The following is an 18086-nucleotide window of genomic DNA, read 5'->3' as shown; positions in this document are numbered from 1 at the left end:
GATAGCTTTTTGACCGTTCCGGCGCATTGGGCTGCAAGGATCCTGCCGGTTCCTTTAGATCCGGTGAAGGAAAGTTTACGGATCGTTGGATTTTCACAAAACTCTTTTCCAGTTTCGCTGCTGTTAAGCGAAGTGATAATGTTGAATACTCCTGCCGGTATTTCTGCCTCTTCGGCCAACTGTGCAAGCGCCAATGCAGTTAATGGTGTTGCTTCGGCCGGCTTTATAACCATAGTGCAGCCGGCTGCCAGCGCCGGCGATGCTTTTCTGGTGATCATTGCAAGGGGAAAGTTCCACGGGGTGATGGCAGCGGAAACCCCTACCGGTTGCCTGATCGTAATAATCCTTTTATTTTTATCGGTTGCCGGTATCGTATCGCCATATATCCTTTTGGCTTCTTCGGCAAACCACTCTATGAACGATGCACCATAGGCAACTTCTGACCGGCTTTCCGCAAGGGGTTTCCCGGATTCAAGCGTGATTATCCTGGCAAGTGATTCCGTAGATGAGACGACTGATTCAAACCATTTCCTGAGGATTTTCGCTCTTTCTTTTCCTGTTCGGGAGCTCCAGGCCTCAAATGCATTCTCCGCAGCACGGATTGCCTTCGTTACATCACTTCTTTCCATGTCGGGCACACGCCCAATCGGTACTCCTGTTGCCGGGTTGATCACATCGAAGCTTTTTCCGTTGCTGCTATTTATCCAATGCCCGTTTATATAGGCCTGTGCTTTAATCAGATTATCCATCGAAGATCTTTATTAAGGGTTACGTTTTAGACATATTAAAGTACAACAACCTGCCTGATGGCTTCTCCGTTTGCAAGCCTTTCAAACCCTTCGTTGATCTGCTCTAATTTCAAAGTATGAGTGAGCAGTTTATCTACGGGAAGCCTGCCGTTCTGATAAAGCCGGATATAAGCCGGGATATCTCTCGATGGAATGCTGCTGCCGAGATAAGAACCAAGTAAGCTTCTTTCTTCTCCCACCAACCGGGCCGGAGAAATCCGTATCTCCCGGGAAGGATGAGGCAGGGCCGCTGTTACGGTGATACCCCCTCTGCGGGTGCAATTATAGGCAAATTCGAGAGCGGGGATAACTCCCGCAAATTCGCCCGAGATATCTACTCCTCCGTGGGTCATATCCTTTAACTCCTCAACTGCATTTTCATTTGAGGGGTTGATCACGGCATTAGCGCCTAAAGAAAGCGCCATATCTCTCTTTTGCGCATTTACATCGGCTGCTATGATATTAGAAGCGCCACCTGCAATGGCGCCTAAAAGAGCGGCAAATCCAACACCTCCAAGTCCTGTTATCAGCACGGATTGCCCGGTTCTCAGCTTTGCTGTATTAATTATTGCTCCCACTCCTGTTATTACAGCACATCCAAAAAGAGCTGATATTTGATAAGGCAGGTCGCCGGGAACCTTTACAATGGACTTAGCCGAGACTACGGCGTATTCTGCAAAAGCCGAAACCCCCATGTGATGTGAAAGGAGATGGCCTTTGCGAGACCTCAGCCTCGACTCTCCCGAGAGAAGGAGCCCCTCAGCATTTGCTTGTGCACCAGGCTCACAAAGGGCGGGTCTTCCTGTTTTACAAGGTATACAGTTACCGCAGGAAGGGAGAAAATAAAAAACAACATGATCTCCTTTCTGCAGGTCGTTTACCGTATCCCCACATTCAACAACTTCCCCTGAAGCTTCGTGTCCCAGTACCATAGGGAGCGGGCGCGGGCGATTACCATCAATTACGGAAAGATCAGAATGGCAAAGTCCCGCAGCATGGATTTTCACAAGCACTTCGTCTTTTGCGGGCGGGTCAAGCTCGATCTCTTCCACACTTAGTGGTTTGCTTTGCCAATAGGGGCGCTCTAACCCCATCTCATTTAATATAGCAGCTTTTATTTTCATGCAATAACTTATTGTAGGAATATGGGCGCCGGTCCGGCAAAAATATTATTTCATCAGGGGGGAAAAAGTACATCGTTTACCTGATTATATAATATTTTAATCATCCGGCTGCCGGAAGGTACATCAAATTATTCCCGCGGGCGCGCCCGCAAAACAAGGGATATAGCCTGATTTTAACCGGGGTCTGACCAGGAATGTCGTTGAAACGTTATTGCGAGTTTTTAGTTAGATGCACTTCAATTATGAAGCAATACAGCGCTTATTGCCATTTTCTTCCTTTTGGCTCGTGCAAAAGGAAGCTAAAAGCACGCCGGTAAACGATGTACGGCCGTTTACCGGTTCCGAACGATCGGAAGCTTCGATCGGGCTGCATTGTTACTGTGAATTCTGCTATGGTTTGCTTATCATCAACGAAGATAAGAGGGCTCCCTTATTTGTAATATAACGCTTTAGGGTACTATAGCTGAAGTGACAGTAGTACAAAAGCCAAATCAAGGCCCCTTCCCGAAAACGGGCTGTAATCGTTTTCGGGTGCCTGCCCGATCTGAAGATCTTTCAGGCGGGGCTTTTGGTTACTTTTTCCACAAAAAGTAACAGAAAGACAAAACAAAAAAGCAGGGATATATAATTTTATCAGGTAGGGGTGCCTGCTAAAAAGGAAAACCGATGAGCACAGCAATATCATTGTGGTGTTTCTTTTAAAAATAAAAAAATGGATAATTCCTGTATATGTTCCCAATAGGGTTGAAGATACTTTTGAAAAAAATAGCTTCTCTTATCCGGGGCTAACCGGGAGCAGATCACTTTTTGAAATGTGCAGGAGAAGTAGCAATTGAAATATGGAAAATAAATTACGTAGCCGGGAATGGTTTGGAAGGAAAGGTAAAGATGGCTTTATCTACAGGGCATGGATGAAGAACCAGGGTATCCCGGATGATGAGTTCCGGAATAAGCCGGTTATTGGGATCTGTAACACATGGAGTGAACTTACCCCGTGCAATGCACATTTGCGCGAATTAAGCGAAGCGGTAAAAAAAGGCGTATGGGAGGCAGGCGGATTTCCGCTGGAGTTTCCTGCAATATCATTAGGTGAGCCATTGATGAAGCCTACGGCTATGCTGTTTAGAAATTTGGCCAGTATGGGAGTTGAAGAATGTATCAGGGCCAACCCGATAGATGGAGTGGTATTATTGTGTGGCTGTGATAAAACAACGCCTTCCCTGGTAATGGGTGCTTGTAGTGTTGATATACCTGCCATTGTTGTTTCCGGCGGCGCTATGCTTACCGGAAGGTATAAGGGAGCCGGAATTGGTACGAGTGACCTCTGGAGGTTGAACAGTGATTTAAAAAAAGGAGCCATTTCAGAAGAAGAGATGCTCGCTATGGAGTCTGCAATGTGTAGAAGCCAGGGGCATTGCGCTGTTATGGGAACCGCTTCGTCCATGGCCTGTATGGTGGAAACGCTTGGATTGGCGCTTCCGGGAAACGCCGATATCCCCGCCGCGGATTCAAGAAGGAAAGTGCTCGCACAAGTGTCGGGGAGGCGAATTGTTGGTTTGGTTCATGAGAACATGAAGATGTCTGATATCCTTACCCGGCAGGCATTTGAGAATGCTATTATGGCCAATGCGGCAATCGGCGGCTCAACAAATTTTGTTATTCACCTTTTAGCTATTGCGGGGAGGTTAAATGTTCCGTTGACATTGTCGGATTTTGATGATCTGTCTGCCGGGATCCCCTTACTTGCCAATCTTCAGCCCTCCGGAGAATTCTTTATGGAAGACTTCTTTTACGCAGGAGGGTTGCAGGCCTTATTAAAAGAGCTACAGGAGTTTTTGCATCTTCAACTCCCCACCGTAAATGGTAAAACGATAGGCGAAAACCTGGGGAAAGCAAAGAGCATTAACAAACAGGTAATAGCAAGCATAGATGAGCCTTTTAATAATTCGGGTGCATTGGCAATCCTGAAAGGTAATTTATGCGAGGATGGAGCAGTAATAAAACCTTCTGCGGCATCACCTCATCTGCTGCAGCATACGGGAAAAGCACTTGTTTTTGACAATATTGAAGATTACAAAGAAAGGATTGATGACCCAACGCTGGACGTAGACGAAACCTCTGTGCTTGTATTGAAGCATGTTGGCTTAAAAGGATATCCCGGCATGCCGGAAGTAGGAAATATGGCCCTGCCAAAAAAAATGCTTGAAAAGGGAGTTACCGATATGGTAAGGATATCAGATGGAAGGATGAGCGGAACAGGCTTCGGTACGGTAGTGCTGCATGTATCACCGGAGGCTGCCCTGGGAGGTAACTTTAGCGTTGTGAGGACAGGCGATACGATTTCGCTTGATGTTCCGGGGCGTTCCTTAAACGTTCTTCTTCCGGCAGAAGAGCTGAAGGAAAGAAAGGAGCAGTTACAGAAGCCGAAACCTGTTGCCGACCGGGGCTACGTTAATATGTTTGTACAGCATGTTGAACAACCTCATCTCGGAGCAGACCTCGATTTTCTGAAAGGAGGATCCGGAAGCGAAGTATCAAGAGATTCTCATTAACTAAAATATGATCCGGTGTATTCAGACGTATTTGTGGGCAAGACAGCCCTTGTAACAGGCGCCGGTCAGGGTATCGGCTTTGAAATTGCCCGGCAGCTTTGCCGGGCCGGCGCATCGGTGTTAATCAATGATCAGGACCCTGCCCTTGCAGCAATGGCGGCAAAGACAATAAGAAAAGAAAATGCTGCTTGTGCCGCTTTTCCGGGAGATTGTAGTGAACCTGAGTTTATTTCCCGGATGATTGAACATGCCGTATCGGAATTTGGTAGTGTTGATATTGCTGTGGCAAATGCAGGCATTACCTTATTTGGAGACTTTTTAGCGTTTACTCAGGAATCGTTCAGCCGGGTAGTGAAAGTTAATATGCAGGGAACATTTTTTCTGGCACAGTCTGCCGCTAAACAGATGATAAAACAAAAACGTGCAGGAGCGATATTGTTTACCTCTTCAATAACAGGCCGCCTGGCACACAAGGGACTATCCGCATACGGAATGACCAAAGCGGGGATCGAAATGCTTGTTAAAAGCCTGGTGATCGAACTTTCAGCGTACGGTATCACCATTAACAGTGTTGTTCCGGGGGCTACTAAAACAGAGCGTACGGCAGCTGATAAAAATTATGAAACCCAATGGGCAGGTGTTATCCCTACGGGGCGTGTTGCCGAACCAACGGATATCGCCAATGCCGCATTATTTTTGCTATCTCCCGCTTCACGGCATATTTCGGGGCAAAACCTCGTTGTGGATGGCGGAGTCAGCAGTATCAGTATTTCTCCTTTTTAAGTGTAAGTTATGTTCAGATTAGATGGCAAAATTGCTGTAGTGACAGGTGGGGCAAGCGGTATCGGCGAGTCAATCGTATGTTTATTTCAACGCCGGGGCGCTTTGGTATATGTACTGGATCTGAATCCGCCATCAGCAGAAAAGAAGGTGCCGGAGAAGATTATATTTAAGCAGTGCAACATTACCAGCTTAGAGAAGGTGCGGTTGGTAATCGGTGAGATCATGGCAGAAAGGAGAAGGTTGGACATCATTGTAAATAGTGCCGGTATTGCTCATATAGGAACAGTGGAAACGACCCCGCCTGAGGAATTTACCAGGCTCTTTGATGTGAATGTAAGAGGCGTATACAACCTGCTTCACACCTGTATTCCCTATATGAAAACAAAAGGAGGGTGTGTGCTTAACATTGCATCAACGGCATCACATGTTGGTTTGCCGGAGCGGTTTGCGTACAGTATGACCAAAGGTGCGGTAGCTGCTATCACGCTTTCAGTGGCCAAAGATTTTCTTTCTTTTAATATACGTTGCAACAGTATATCTCCGGCTCGTATACATACCCCATTCGTTGACGGATTTATTGCGAAGAACTATCCTGATAATCAACAGGCAATTTTTCAGAAGCTATCTCTTGATCAGCCTGTCGGGAGGATGGGAGATCCTGCAGAAGTAGCCGGTTTGGCTCTTTTTTTATGCAGTGATGAAGCAGGTTTTATTACGGGCAACGACTATGCCGTTGACGGCGGGGTAATCAAATTAAGTACTTAACATCATGAAGGCTGTGATATGCGAAGGATGCCCGGCAACGGGAAGGCAGACGTTGTTAAAAAAATTAGTTTTACCGGGGAACGGGATTTTAATAAAGCATTAAGGTATATTTAAATGAAGACTACATTCAGCTCATTAATTATTTTTGTTTTTTTGTTGGGTTCGATTAGCTGCTCTGCACCCCAAAAAACTAAAAGCGGGACCTCCCATTCTGAAAGTGCCGGGCTCCGCGGCGTTTTTTTTAATCCGCATCTTGCAACGATCCCACATCCTGAAAATCCATCCGCCATATTTCTCAGGTATGATAAAGCATATCGTGCAGAGGTCAAAGCCGCGTTGAATGATTTAGCTAAAGATGCCGGGATCAACTTTGTTTCTTTATTCATACCTATACCGTTAACATTAAAGAAAGCGGCTACCGCTCCTCCCGCTGCGAAACCGAATACGATCCTGACCGATGATGATCTGCGCTATTACAATACCGTATTTTTAGACGGGATAGCCTTGTTTATTGAAGATTGTCATGAAGCGGGCATATCGGTGGAACTCGATCTGGCAGACAACAGGTGGGTGCCCTATGCCATTAATCCTGCTCAGCGTAAGGTGGGTCATAAGGGAGAACCATACTGGCCTGTAGCAGATGATACGCCCTGGGATGAATCGGCAAGGTGGTATAGTGATGTGATTACCTATATAGAGGAAAAGACGAAGCATCCGGAAAATATTGCCCTGTGGACGATAACGGGTAATTACCTGTTAGGCACTGCCGAGCCTGATCTTTGGAGCCCCGATGTGTTAAAGGTTACAGAACAGTACGTAAAGTATGTGTGGCCAATTTTTGTAAAAGCGGGAAAAAGACCAAAAGGCACCCCGGTATTATTGCCTATCTATGCTGATGATCCGTATTGGAACAAAAAAACAAGCGATGAGCGCCTGGCTGCATTTGTGAACATAAAAAAGTGGCTGGTGGATGACCTGGAGCTCCCGCCGGACTATTGGGTAATGACTACCTACCCGTTTACCGACCCCGCAAGCGATGGTGTTAAGTATATAGAGCGAATTATAGATATTATCGGCAGGGAAAATGTTTCCCGTATTATTTCAACCGATTTAAAAGGTCCGGGGCATGAGGATGAATTGAGCGCCACCATGTTTGATTACAGCAGGTACAGTTCCGCAGAACTCCTCGAATGGCAGCTAAAGACGAGCAAAGAGTATGGCTTTGCCGGTTGGTGGATATGGTCTTACCAGGGAACTCCCACTGATCCTACCGGCATCAGGAAGGCAGACGGGGAATGGAGGACTGAGCTGGTGGATGTGATCAGAAAATATTGATCGTTTTTATTTCGCTCCCTTTGATCTTCAGGCGTCTGTCGCCGGGCATTAACTTTTCTCCATTCATAAATATATTTTCAAAACTTATCTTATCAATAAAACCCCCACCTTCATCATATATTACAATATCGGGAGATTCTATTTTTAAACCGGTAATGTTTTTAAACTTCAGGTGCTCTATCCTGTTATATTTTTTCATCATAAAATGTTCTTCAGTTGCTATCAGCTTTTTCTGGTTGTCGATCAGGATCATCGGCTGTATGGAATGGGCCTGCTCGATCGTAATATTTTCAAAGCTCAGATCAGACACCGTTCCTCCCCCCACAGCGTGTATAAATACCGGAGCTCTGTGCAACAACCAGTTGGGGTGCACCAAGGGGTCATATCTTATTACTGTTATATCTTTCCAGCTTACTCCTTTGATCCTGCCCGTTACTTCGTGAGTAACCCCCATGCCGGTACCGAAATCATTCCATATTATACAGTGCTCAAACCTGATATTTTCGGTGCGGATAGATTCATCCATAGCTTTTACTTCATACCCGTCATCATTGATATGCGCATAGCAATTCCTGGCAATACTGTTTTTGCTGCCGTTAAAGCAAATCGCATCTGTATTGATATAATATCCCAATATTTTTACATTATCTACTATCGCATTCTCACTACTGTAAATATGAATATTCCAGCCATTAGCGTCTGCAAGAAGGATATCTTCAATCCTTAATCCATCTGTTCTCACCGCGTTTATCATTTGTGCTTTTATCCGGTTGTAGGTGGCTCTTTCGGCCGTTATCATTCCATTGCCTTTAATGGTAACATGGTGCGCGTCTGTTATTGTTATCATAGGTTCGCCAAGGGAAAACGTTTCTCCTCTTATTACAGTTTTTTCATCACCGGCCGGCGGCAAAGGACGTACTACAGCTCCTTCCGCCAGGTAAAGTGTTTGATTGCTTTTAAGTACGATTTGTCCTACATCATGGATTCCCGGTCCGAAATAAATAACATCATCATCGTTTTTGTTGATTTCAGGTGCGAACCTGTTTACAAATATCTGAAGCGGATACATACCATCTCCCTGTGCATCAATAACAAAGTTTTGCGGCTTCTCAATGGTGATCTGCAGTTCCCGGCCGTTCCAGGTTGACTTTATTCCCAGGGATAAGGGTCGTATTACCAGTTTGGAGATGTTTTTTATTAACCCCGGCGGAGGTTGTACTTTTAACGTTGCAGAGCGCGAACCAATACTAAACAAAGTATAAAAAGAAGGAGACACCGGCACTCCCAGGTATTGCGTAGTGGAATTTCTAAAGTCAAGCCGGAAGCTTGAGTAACACCTGATTTCTTTTTCGTCTAAATATACTTTGTAGGGCTTGTCATCATACGCATACCCGCGGTATGCCAGCGCAGTGTAAGCGTACCATGTCAACAACAACAGCCATATTATTTTTTTCATGACAACGTCAAATTATTGCTGATGAAGTAAAAGAACCGACCGGGCCGGTACTTCAATGCGAAGAGCCCTGCCCCGCTGTGCTGCCGTACCGGAGGTCTCAATCATTTGATTGCCGGCGGGAAGCTCTTTTTCAACATACCGGAACACATCAAACACCGGCTTACCACGAAACCGGTTTGATAACGAGATCTTCAATGCATCGCTTTGCTCATTTGTTATTACATACACCCACCTGCCATCCGGGTTACGGAATGCGGATGCTGCTACATTGTCTTTATCTGTTTTAACGGGATAAATTGCTGCGCCGGGCCTCACATGGTTCGTCATTAAGCCATAAGCAAAATACTGCGGGCGAAGCTGAAAGTCTTCCTGTATGCGATCAAAAAATTCAGATCCCAGGTAACTGTTCTTTTTGTACCGCCATAAGCCGGTTTTCATTAATCCGTCATAGGGCGCATCCTTCCAGTAATATTCATCAAACAAATTCCAGTAACTCATCCCCGTTGCGCCGGCATTAAATATATTCAGCATCATCCTCACAATAAATACGCCTCTGATATATTCATCAATATCAGATTGCAGGTAAGCGCCTACGGTTTGGTTGGAACCAAATTCGCCAATAAAATGCGGAAGCCCTGCAGGCACGGCATTCCTGTGCTTGCTCTCATAGTTCAGGATATCATGATTGGGCGATTCATACCCAAACGAATAGATATGGGAATTCATCAGATCCGCCTCATTGTGCAGCTCTCCTGCACATTTTTCTAAAAATTCATAGCCGTTACTTTCATCCACAAGATTAAACCGTACTACACTCCGGATCTTATCGGCTTTAAATTTAGCATCCAGTTTTTTACACATAGAAATATAGGCATCAGCATTCACCTTTCCATCAATGAAATAAAATAGGTTGGGTTCATTATAAGGTGTGATCTCCCTGATACAGGTGTATCCTTTTTTTATTACGAGATGCTGTATTAATATGGAGAGATTTTCAGCATATTCCGCTTCGTTTTTAGGCCCCACGATCCAGCTTTGCTCATTGGAAGTCTGGTTCCCCTCTGCTAAAAAATGTCCCTGGGGACAGCCCCAGGAAACGAGTAATACGCTGATGTTGTTTTGCTGGGCTAAATCCAAAACCCGGTAAAGCGACTTCATTTCGGGGGTCTCAAAATCCAGTCCGCCCCAGTTGATATGATCCGGATCATTATCATCATTGAGTTGTTCGAACCACCGGGGCTGCACCATAACCCTGAACATTTGTATGCCTAACTGCTTTACCCGGTCCACAACAATATTCCAGTCATTTTCAGAAGCGGGGTTTTCTGCATGCCCTATACAGTAAGAAAAAAAATGCGGATCCAGCTCTGCTCCGATAGCATGAACACTGGTGCCGGTGGGATCCTCCACCGTATACGATGTATCTGTTCCCCCGCTTATCTTCCTTTGCTGGCAGGATAAAACGCTGATGAGCAGTAATCCGGCCAAAGCTATCTGATATACTTTCATAATAAATGATTGAAGTTTATGGGTTAAAATCAGGCCCGGGGTGTAACGGTTGCCTTTCCGCGACGACCATTCCATCAGAAAGGATCAACCGGCATTATTTCAACTGCTGCTTCTCCTGCACATTTCAAAAAGTGATCTGCTCCCGGTTAACTCCGGACAAGAGAAGCTATTTCTTTCAAAAGTATCTTCAACCCTATTGGGAACATATACAGGAATTATCCATTTTTTATTTATTTTCCAAATACAGTTTTAATCGCCCGGAGATACTTCATTTTATGCACAACGTCCGGCTCCGGGCAGTTGCCTTCCGTCCATTCATTCCATGAATTAGGTTCAGGTCTTTAAACCCGGCGGCAATTTTTTGTGCTATTTGAATTAAGATTTACTATTTAATTTCCTGTACTACCACCTGGTTTCCTTTCCGGGTTATTCCATATAAAATTTCCCTGTCTCTTTTTGATTGGTCAACTGCTATTCCCTGTCCTTCATTTATAACAGGTATCGTCTTTATATATTCAAGTGTATAGCCCATATCAGGCACTTTAAGAACATATACTTCTTTCCTGTCGTGACCGGTAATATAAAGCAGTCCGTCCCTGTTCCAGATACCCCCCGAATTGCTGTTGGGAGCAAATGCCTCTAATACGTTATTGGGAAAGATCCACGATTCTATTGAGCTCCAATCTTTATTGAACTTCACCAAACTGGTCCATCGGTTATCCCTGCCCTCCCTGGCATGTTTACCACTGTAATGGGCAAACGCAACCCACCAAAAGCCATCCTTTTCATCAATCCATGTGGCAGAGCCGGCAAATATCCCAAAACTATGACTGCCTATGTGCTTCATGGTGCGGGTGTCAAATATTTCAATTGAGCTGGCCATAGGAGATTCGGGAAAATTTGAATGGGCACAGTATAATTTGTTCTTAATAACAATGGCGCTGTTCAGGTGCTTTATGCGGCTATCCGTACTTCCGTCCCATGTCCCAACCATTGATCCATCCGTTTTGAGATGCTTTGTTATTGCGTTATCATTGAAAGCATAAAAAAAACGGCCATCAACAGCTACGCCCTGCAGATGAGTTATTTTTTCAATAGTAAATCTTTCAAGCTCATAAGCCTGCTGGCCTTTCACAGTAAAAGAAAAAAGAAAAAAGAAAAAAAAGCCTGCGTAGAAACCATGCTTCTTTATGCGAATAAAACCGGCACATTGGTAAATGGGTATTGATCTGTAGAAGTTCATTGACATTTCGGTTACATTTAATTTAAACAAAACAGGTTTTAATCAGCTTTCCAGTCATATCCGTAGAGAAAGGATCTATGGAGAATAAATCTGATTTTGACAGCGCCGGATGGTGCATTTTTTCCTCCTTTCCAATTCATCTCAATCTTATGATGATCACCCGTGATCTTCTGACAGTCTTCAGCAGTAAACCCGGGGATCGGGCGTCCCCTCCTGTCAAGAAGCTCAGCACGAAAATCGCCACCATTTTTAACATCCACATTCACCATCAGCCGTCCACCCGCGGGATTTTCGGAGCGGGTTACCGCTTCGCCCAATGTTGGTCCGCCTGCAGACGGAACCAGGGCCCAAAGCCGGTCTGACTGCCACGAAGCGCGACATAATGCGGTATTAAATGGCAGTGTGGGTTTTTGAATACCACTAACCAGCTCCCCCCCCACTTTGATCTGGGGTTGAAGACGGGTGTCGTGGAAATCACCGTGAAGGCCCTCAGACCCGGCATAATACACATACATTGAATCATTCTTAATAATAGGATGATGCATCTGCCAGATCATGCCACCGCCGTAATCACCCAACGGGGGATTGGGCAAAGCCGGCCTTCTGTCGGGTCTCCACCAGTTTATCCCATCCCTGGAAGCTGCCAATTGTAAGGACATCGTTTGTATAGACGCATCATAATAAGTTACCAGCGCAACATAACCACCATTTACTTTAACGGGGCAAAGTTCAAGAAACTGGGCATAGTCGGGATCGCGCCAGTCACGGGCAAGTACCAAATTTCCATTGCCCCATTTGCTGCCATCCGGGCTTACTCTCCGGGCTATACTACGGAGGCCGCCACGCGGGTTATTGTCGTAGGTAATGATCCGGTCACCCGGCCTCAACTTAGGGTACGTCTTATAATAAGACATGTAAGACCCATCGGGTTCCCGGTAAACATAAGAAACATCTGCACCGCCACCTATGGAGGCCGCCACAGGTCCTTCCACAAGCTCCCAGCCCTTCCCATCTTTTGAACGGTACCGGTAAGTGCCCAGCTTTTCCTGTGGTCCCGGAAGGTGACCTACTTTATTTGTCATTCCTGCAGCTTTCGGAGACCTCAGCACAAACATCTCATAAGGCCATTCTTTTTTGGTAGTGTCCACTATAACGGAAGCATACACCGCAGTTCCACCGGAATTAAGATCAAAAATAATATTGGTGCTGTCGTACCCCGGCCAACCAACAAAAGGGAGCATCGGGCGATACCAATTAACTCCGTCTTTACTTTCTAAATAAGTCAACCGGCGCAGGCTTTCATGCCGGGCTTCCAGTCCTTCATATCTTACTTCTGCCGGCGTTGAAACCTGCCAGGCCTTCCATAATCCATCAATAGGGTCATGGATAACTGTGCCATGCGCCATTATTCCGCCGGCATCCCAGGGCATAGCAGGGGTTATAAGCGGGTTGTGCTCATCAGGCACACCCTGTTCCACCCGCCAGGATACCAACCGGAAGGAATCAAAATTATCAGGCATCAACAGGGGAAGCTTATTCCCGTCTCCATAATTTACATTGTTGGAAGACAGCTTATTGCTTTGTCCTGATGCCACGATCCCGAAGAGAACAAGGGGTATATTTAAGCATAAAACAGCTGCTCTTTTCAATAAAAACTTCATAGATAAACAAGTTCGTTTGTAAATTGTTTTTCAAAACTACAATCTTTGCAATGCAAAGTTTGATACAAAACCGACAAAAAGAGATGCTATCTTTCTCATATCAATTTTTAAACATTCAGATCCGGCATGAAATGCATTGTTGCATTTTGCAGAACTTTAGTAAAGTGAGAATAAATTACAATAACCCCTATTATAATGTACTCATCTTCTCAAGCATCCGTAAACTGTAAACCATACAGTTGGGCCAAAATTTATCTTTACGGAACGGATATAGAAATGTGGGGATCTTTCCGTCTTCTTTCTGAGCATTTACAATGCTGTTAGCCAATGCAATTGCTTTGGCCCGGTAAAGCGGGTCGCCTGTAGCTTCATATGCTTTACAGAACATGAATACCATTTGGTCAGTACTTGCATCTATGGGCAGGTAGCAATGATATTGCTCTAATGCAGCAGGAGCATGCCATTCATTGGATAAGCCCCTCCTGTCATCATATATGTCAGGCTTTTCCCACACGATAAACTGGTCTTCGCAAAAGGCGATTAATTCTTTTGCTGATCTAATATGAGCACTATCTCTGTTTTTATTATCAAGGAGACGCATGGCAAACCACCCTGCTTCATAATGAGACAGGTTCTGATATTGGCTGTTTGCCCCAACATCTTCAAACTGTCCTGTCCAGTCGAATGTTTTTATAGGATTATCCATAATCCATTGGACAGCGGTTTCAATACTTGCTTGATATTGAGCCTGGCCATATTTATTTACTAAAACTGAAAGGAAATTGATGATGGTATTTGGAATGCAAAGTACCTGAGCTGCGGGTTTTCCGGTTATTTTGTTTACCCTGATATACCACGTACCGGAGGGCAATTGATTTTTAATGTATGTATCCGCAATATGGACAGCAGCCTTAAAATATTTTTTATCTTTTGTTCTGTCATAAAGATTGAGAAGAGTAGCGCCAGTCCATGAAGGCTCACTCATGAGTATTTCATTGCCGTAAATGCCTGCCGCCAATTGCGTTCCTTCATAAGTTTGAGAAAAATATGCCAGTGGTGATCCTTCCGGCTCTGCTTTTGCGATTAAATAATCGGCAGCTTTTCTGGCAATGATCAACGATGAATCATTCCCCGGAAAATATTTATTATAGAGTAACATGCCGTTAATAACACTCGCTACCACTTTAGCTGAATAGCAATAAAGAGGCATCTCCTTATGATCGGGTTTGCCGGTAGCATACCAGCTTTTTATATAGTTTTGATCGTATAAAAACCTCAGCCCGTTCAGCAATGCATCTTTATAAGAATATTTAGCTTCCGGGTATGGAGGGCAAAATACCGCCGCCTTATACAGCATTTTGTCCTTGACAAGGTAAACATATCCCTCTTTGCTGATACCTTCAATTGTAAGATAAATATTTCCGGTTGGCAATTGATCCCATATAGGAGCCAGCGATCGGGTGCCGCTGGAATCGGTAAATGAATAATATTTTTTATCAGTAAATGAAAAAGCGGAATACCGGTATTTTACCGGGGTTATTTCTCCCGGTTTTTTATTGCTGAAAGAAGGGGCATACTTGAACATCCTGGCTTTTTCATTCCAAAAAGGTTGCTTTCCCGGCACGCCGGGGCGGATCGGGGTTAAAGATTCATCCCGGCTTTGGCTGCAAAAAGCTTTGTTGTCAGCCTGCTTTTGCGCGAAAAGAGCAGGTGAAATAAAACTAAAAAGACCGATGAGGAATGTTTTCATCACAATAATGATTTCTATTTTCCAAATGATTTACACCATCAGCAGACGTATTGTAAACTGAGAAAAAGTGAAAATCAGCATAATCTATTTCCATTGATTATTGCGTAATATTTGCTTAATATCGGGAGTTTCTTATCTCGCCGATATGCGGTCTTCAACTATACGGATAAACATTTCGTTCATCAGATCTCATCAAAAGTATCTTCTTTGACACCCTGACGCTAATACAAAAGCTACAATAACCAATGCTATTTTATCTCCGGTCAGGTTCTACCAACCCTCATTAAAACAAAATTGATGATTCAGGCGTATTTCAAATTAACGAAGCAGGCGTGCCTGCAAAACCGGGATGGGGCTTTCCTTTTGCGCTCCTCTGGCACAAAAATGAGAAGCACAGGATATCAGCGGAGAACGGATTCATTGGTCTGACCCCAGGTAAATAAACTGACCATAATCCAGTGTCAGAGTAAGCCCGGAGCATTCTTCCATAAATTGTAAGCTCAGATTTATTTTATAAATAATTTTATGCCGTCTTTACTTATCCGGAATATTTTTTTTATCCCCGGTTACATTTTTCCAGTTCATTAAATACGACTTTAGCTCAGACCGTTTTTCCTGATCCGGCTTATCTTTTATCAGATTTTTAAGCTCATAAGGATCCTTTTCCAAATTGAACAATGCCTCATCTCCGACATCGGATAAAATGTATTTCCATTTATCTGTCACGACCATCCGATGGCCTGTACCCAACTCTCCCCCAACCCCTACACTTTCACTGACAATATATTTACGCAACTGTATTGAAGGATCAGAAAACAATGATCTTAAAGATTTTCCTTGCAGATAATCCGGTATGCTTTGCCCTGTCAGGTCGAGAATGGTTGGCAATATATCTACATTGGAAACAAGCGCATCAGAGTGAACGTGGGTTTTTCTAAGTTTATCCCAATAAATAAAAAACGGAATATGAACGGATTCTTCCTGCATGGTCAGTTTGTTTCCCAATCCATGATTACCCAAAAAATATCCATTGTCAGATAAAAAAATGATCACCGTGTTTTTTATGAGGTCTTTCGCCTTTAGTTGTGCCAATAACTCACCGATCTGAAAATCAAGATGGCTAATGGTTGCATAATACGCTTTTGTAAAGTCCCTAATAACTGCCGGTGAACGTGGCGGGCCTGCAGGTAAATTTTTATAATTATCTGTGTAGTCACAATCCCTGTAAAAATTTTCTCCTGGCAGCCCCTGATTATAGAAGCTTTCCAAAGGCGGCTTTTCAAGAAAATTTGTTTCAGAAGGGATATTTGTTTTGGAATAAAGATCAAGCCATTTCTGCGCCGGTTTAAGGGGAAGGTGAGGCTGCCTGGCAGCTAACCAAATTAAAAACGGTTTTTGACCAAATGTTGGTTCATTAATAAATTCATAGACATCCTGAAAGGTTCTTTTGTCATCAATATAATCAAAGGACTCTTCACCAAACTGAAATCCGTAATCTTTCGGGTCTCCAAGATGCGATTTTCCGCTGAAATAGTTTATATAACCCGCATCATTCAGAAAATCCGGCAATGTCCTGTATCTTCTTTCGCTAACAATATTCCTGATAAAAGCGTCTGTATTTAATGCAACCGTACCATTGGTTTGCGGATAGAGCCCGGTTAAAATGCTTGCTCTGCTTGCTGTACAAACGGGAGTAGAAGTATATGCACGGTTAAAAATAATGCCTTCATTAGCCAATTTATCCAGGTTAGGCGTTTTTACCAATATGTTATTATAGCCTATTGCACGATAGGTCTGATCATCTGTAAGAATGATCAAAAAGTTGGGCTTTATGGAGGCTTCCGCATATTTATTGCTTGCTTTCTTTCCATCATTCATTTTCTGTGATTCTGATTGAGGAATAAACAGAATGAACATGAAAGCAATCAGAAGCATATTGATCTTCATTGATTTTTTGTTTTAAACGGGCCAAAGCAAATACACAAAATATCTGCTTTTAAAGTCATCTATCTCAAGCGTATTTTTCTAAAAGCGTTTATACGGTCCATATTGTTACCCAATGTCGGACATAGCCATCCTCCTTCATCAAATTCATTCCACGCATAAACCAGTATTGTATTGGCTTCAGTAGCATTTTTGTGATTTTTTACCCAGGTTAACGCATTCCGGAGATTTTGGGCAATTTCTTCAGGCGTGCCGTCCATTGCCCATCCGTTGCTTTTATAATAGGTATTCCAGGACACAGACCTTTCAATTCTTGGCTTCGGACTCCATCCTGTAGTAACCCACGGAACCAACTGCTTTCCTGTTAATGAATATTTCTCCCATCCCGCCTCATCACTTTTCATGATCGTAGTGACATATGGCCCACCGCCGAACTGATCGCCTGATACATAATCATAGGTGCTTGCATAGCAACTGATTGCATCGGCGCCTATGCTATCAGCCGCCGCCGCTGCATTCCCCGGAGAAAACTCCATAGCAACTATGTAAGGTTCAGGAAACTGAGCAGCTCTGCACATATTCCTTATCCCAAGTGTAATTTTATTAAGTCCCGGAGAAGAAGATGAAAATATATAGATCAGCGGCCTATCATTAAAAACCTTTTGATAGTTAGACTCTTTAAATCTTTTCAAAAGCCATTTACCATCTCTCTCCAGATCAAAAGGGTTTGTACCCAGAATAACACACCAGTTAATATCATTTTTTAACGAGCTGGATAAATATAAATTCCTTGCGGTATCTAATCCGCTCCCGGGCGGATACCAGCAAAATGCCCAATAATCCAATCCGGCGTATCTTGCATAAGATATCTCCTGATCCATAATTTCCTGTGTAGCAGCCCTGCATTGTATTGAATCCCCGGAAACTTCTCTGGCATAAAAAGGCGCCCTGTAGTGATACTGCCGGGGACCAAGTGTGTACTCTATCTCTAAGCCTGCAGGATGTAAATCACCTACCCAGCCATCCCAACGGATAGCGCCAACCATCACTTTACCTCCATGTGGTGATAATGAATCACTACTTTTTCCCGTGCAATTTCCCGATGACAGGAATATAATAAGACTGATGAGAGCTTTCATTTAGACTTAAATTTTTTAGCTGCACTTTAAAGCATCT

Annotated in this window: 13 protein-coding genes and 1 pseudogene; 4 read left to right on the top strand and 10 right to left on the bottom strand. The window is 44.0% G+C overall.

Annotation, left to right across the window (positions count from 1 at the left end):
• Together PLH26_RS04770 and PLH26_RS04765 are read right to left on the bottom strand one after the other, a co-directional pair.
• Nucleotides 1–749 (bottom strand): aldehyde dehydrogenase family protein (locus tag PLH26_RS04770; RefSeq protein ID WP_324584849.1); only part of this gene is annotated, 749 nt, incomplete at its 3' end.
• Nucleotides 750–784: 35 nt separating this feature from the next.
• Nucleotides 785–1912, bottom strand: a complete 1128-nt coding sequence (locus PLH26_RS04765; RefSeq protein WP_324584848.1) for a zinc-dependent alcohol dehydrogenase family protein — start codon at nucleotides 1910–1912, stop codon at nucleotides 785–787.
• 839 nt (nucleotides 1913–2751) lie between these two features.
• On the opposite strand from PLH26_RS04765, the gene PLH26_RS04760 reads away from it, so the two are divergent.
• The 4 genes from PLH26_RS04760 (at nucleotide 2752) to PLH26_RS04745 (ending at nucleotide 7347) form a co-directional block, all read left to right on the top strand.
• On the top strand, nucleotides 2752–4464 hold the full coding sequence (locus PLH26_RS04760) for an IlvD/Edd family dehydratase (protein WP_324584847.1): 1713 nt from the start codon (nucleotides 2752–2754) through the stop codon (nucleotides 4462–4464).
• A 15-nt stretch (nucleotides 4465–4479) separates the two neighbouring features.
• A complete protein-coding gene (locus tag PLH26_RS04755) occupies nucleotides 4480–5247 on the top strand; it encodes an SDR family NAD(P)-dependent oxidoreductase (protein WP_324584846.1) in 768 nt (255 codons plus the stop codon).
• A gap of 9 nt (nucleotides 5248–5256) precedes the next feature.
• On the top strand, nucleotides 5257–6012 hold the full coding sequence (locus PLH26_RS04750) for an SDR family NAD(P)-dependent oxidoreductase (protein WP_324584845.1): 756 nt from the start codon (nucleotides 5257–5259) through the stop codon (nucleotides 6010–6012).
• Nucleotides 6013–6348: 336 nt separating this feature from the next.
• Nucleotides 6349–7347, top strand: a complete 999-nt coding sequence (locus PLH26_RS04745) for a hypothetical protein (RefSeq protein ID WP_324584844.1) — start codon at nucleotides 6349–6351, stop codon at nucleotides 7345–7347.
• On the opposite strand, the gene PLH26_RS04740 is transcribed toward PLH26_RS04745, so the two are convergent.
• The 8 genes and pseudogenes from PLH26_RS04740 to PLH26_RS04710 form a co-directional block, all read right to left on the bottom strand.
• Nucleotides 7334–8803, bottom strand: coding sequence for a right-handed parallel beta-helix repeat-containing protein (locus PLH26_RS04740; protein ID WP_324584843.1), 1470 nt, complete (start codon nucleotides 8801–8803; stop codon nucleotides 7334–7336). The two genes, PLH26_RS04745 and PLH26_RS04740, sit on opposite strands and share 14 nt — an antisense overlap.
• A 12-nt stretch (nucleotides 8804–8815) precedes the next feature.
• Nucleotides 8816–10312: a glycoside hydrolase family 30 beta sandwich domain-containing protein gene (locus PLH26_RS04735; RefSeq protein WP_324584842.1), complete on the bottom strand. Its 1497-nt coding sequence runs from the start codon at nucleotides 10310–10312 to the stop codon at nucleotides 8816–8818.
• 230 nt (nucleotides 10313–10542) lie between these two features.
• Nucleotides 10543–10629, bottom strand: a pseudogene (locus tag PLH26_RS21725) (hypothetical protein); the annotation flags it as partial.
• Nucleotides 10630–10697: 68 nt separating this feature from the next.
• Nucleotides 10698–11555 carry a hypothetical protein gene (locus PLH26_RS04730; protein WP_324584841.1) on the bottom strand — a complete coding sequence of 286 codons (858 nt, stop codon included), beginning with the start codon at nucleotides 11553–11555 and terminating at the stop codon, nucleotides 10698–10700.
• A 38-nt stretch (nucleotides 11556–11593) separates the two neighbouring features.
• Nucleotides 11594–13216 (bottom strand): hypothetical protein, encoded by a 1623-nt coding sequence (locus PLH26_RS04725; RefSeq protein WP_324584840.1) that lies wholly within the window; start codon nucleotides 13214–13216, stop codon nucleotides 11594–11596.
• 190 nt (nucleotides 13217–13406) lie between these two features.
• On the bottom strand, nucleotides 13407–14966 hold the full coding sequence (locus tag PLH26_RS04720) for a glycoside hydrolase family protein (protein ID WP_324584839.1): 1560 nt from the start codon (nucleotides 14964–14966) through the stop codon (nucleotides 13407–13409).
• Nucleotides 14967–15500: 534 nt separating this feature from the next.
• Nucleotides 15501–16844 carry a sulfatase family protein gene (locus PLH26_RS04715; protein ID WP_324584850.1) on the bottom strand — a complete coding sequence of 448 codons (1344 nt, stop codon included), beginning with the start codon at nucleotides 16842–16844 and terminating at the stop codon, nucleotides 15501–15503.
• A 128-nt stretch (nucleotides 16845–16972) separates the two neighbouring features.
• On the bottom strand, nucleotides 16973–18049 hold the full coding sequence (locus PLH26_RS04710) for a glycoside hydrolase family 99-like domain-containing protein (protein ID WP_324584838.1): 1077 nt from the start codon (nucleotides 18047–18049) through the stop codon (nucleotides 16973–16975).
• Between the last annotated feature and the right edge of the window lie 37 nt (nucleotides 18050–18086).

It is taken from the genome of Agriterribacter sp. (genome assembly GCF_035444585.1).
Classification (GTDB): Bacteria; Bacteroidota; Bacteroidia; order Chitinophagales; family Chitinophagaceae; genus Agriterribacter.
This window is presented reverse-complemented; position numbering and strand designations above follow the sequence as displayed.

What these genes read in the sequence shown, in the direction of transcription:
- PLH26_RS04765 (WP_324584848.1), bottom strand. Translation starts at nt 1,912, where the DNA reads ATGAAAATAAAAGCTGCTATATTAAATGAGATGGGGTTAGAGCGCCCC.
- PLH26_RS04760 (WP_324584847.1), top strand. Translation starts at nt 2,752, where the DNA reads ATGGAAAATAAATTACGTAGCCGGGAATGGTTTGGAAGGAAAGGTAAA.
- PLH26_RS04750 (WP_324584845.1), top strand. Translation starts at nt 5,257, where the DNA reads ATGTTCAGATTAGATGGCAAAATTGCTGTAGTGACAGGTGGGGCAAGC.
- PLH26_RS04740 (WP_324584843.1), bottom strand. Translation starts at nt 8,803, where the DNA reads ATGAAAAAAATAATATGGCTGTTGTTGTTGACATGGTACGCTTACACT.
- PLH26_RS04735 (WP_324584842.1), bottom strand. Translation starts at nt 10,312, where the DNA reads ATGAAAGTATATCAGATAGCTTTGGCCGGATTACTGCTCATCAGCGTT.
- PLH26_RS04730 (WP_324584841.1), bottom strand. Translation starts at nt 11,555, where the DNA reads ATGAACTTCTACAGATCAATACCCATTTACCAATGTGCCGGTTTTATT.
- PLH26_RS04725 (WP_324584840.1), bottom strand. Translation starts at nt 13,216, where the DNA reads ATGAAGTTTTTATTGAAAAGAGCAGCTGTTTTATGCTTAAATATACCC.
- PLH26_RS04720 (WP_324584839.1), bottom strand. Translation starts at nt 14,966, where the DNA reads ATGAAAACATTCCTCATCGGTCTTTTTAGTTTTATTTCACCTGCTCTT.
- PLH26_RS04715 (WP_324584850.1), bottom strand. Translation starts at nt 16,844, where the DNA reads ATGAATGATGGAAAGAAAGCAAGCAATAAATATGCGGAAGCCTCCATA.
- PLH26_RS04710 (WP_324584838.1), bottom strand. Translation starts at nt 18,049, where the DNA reads ATGAAAGCTCTCATCAGTCTTATTATATTCCTGTCATCGGGAAATTGC.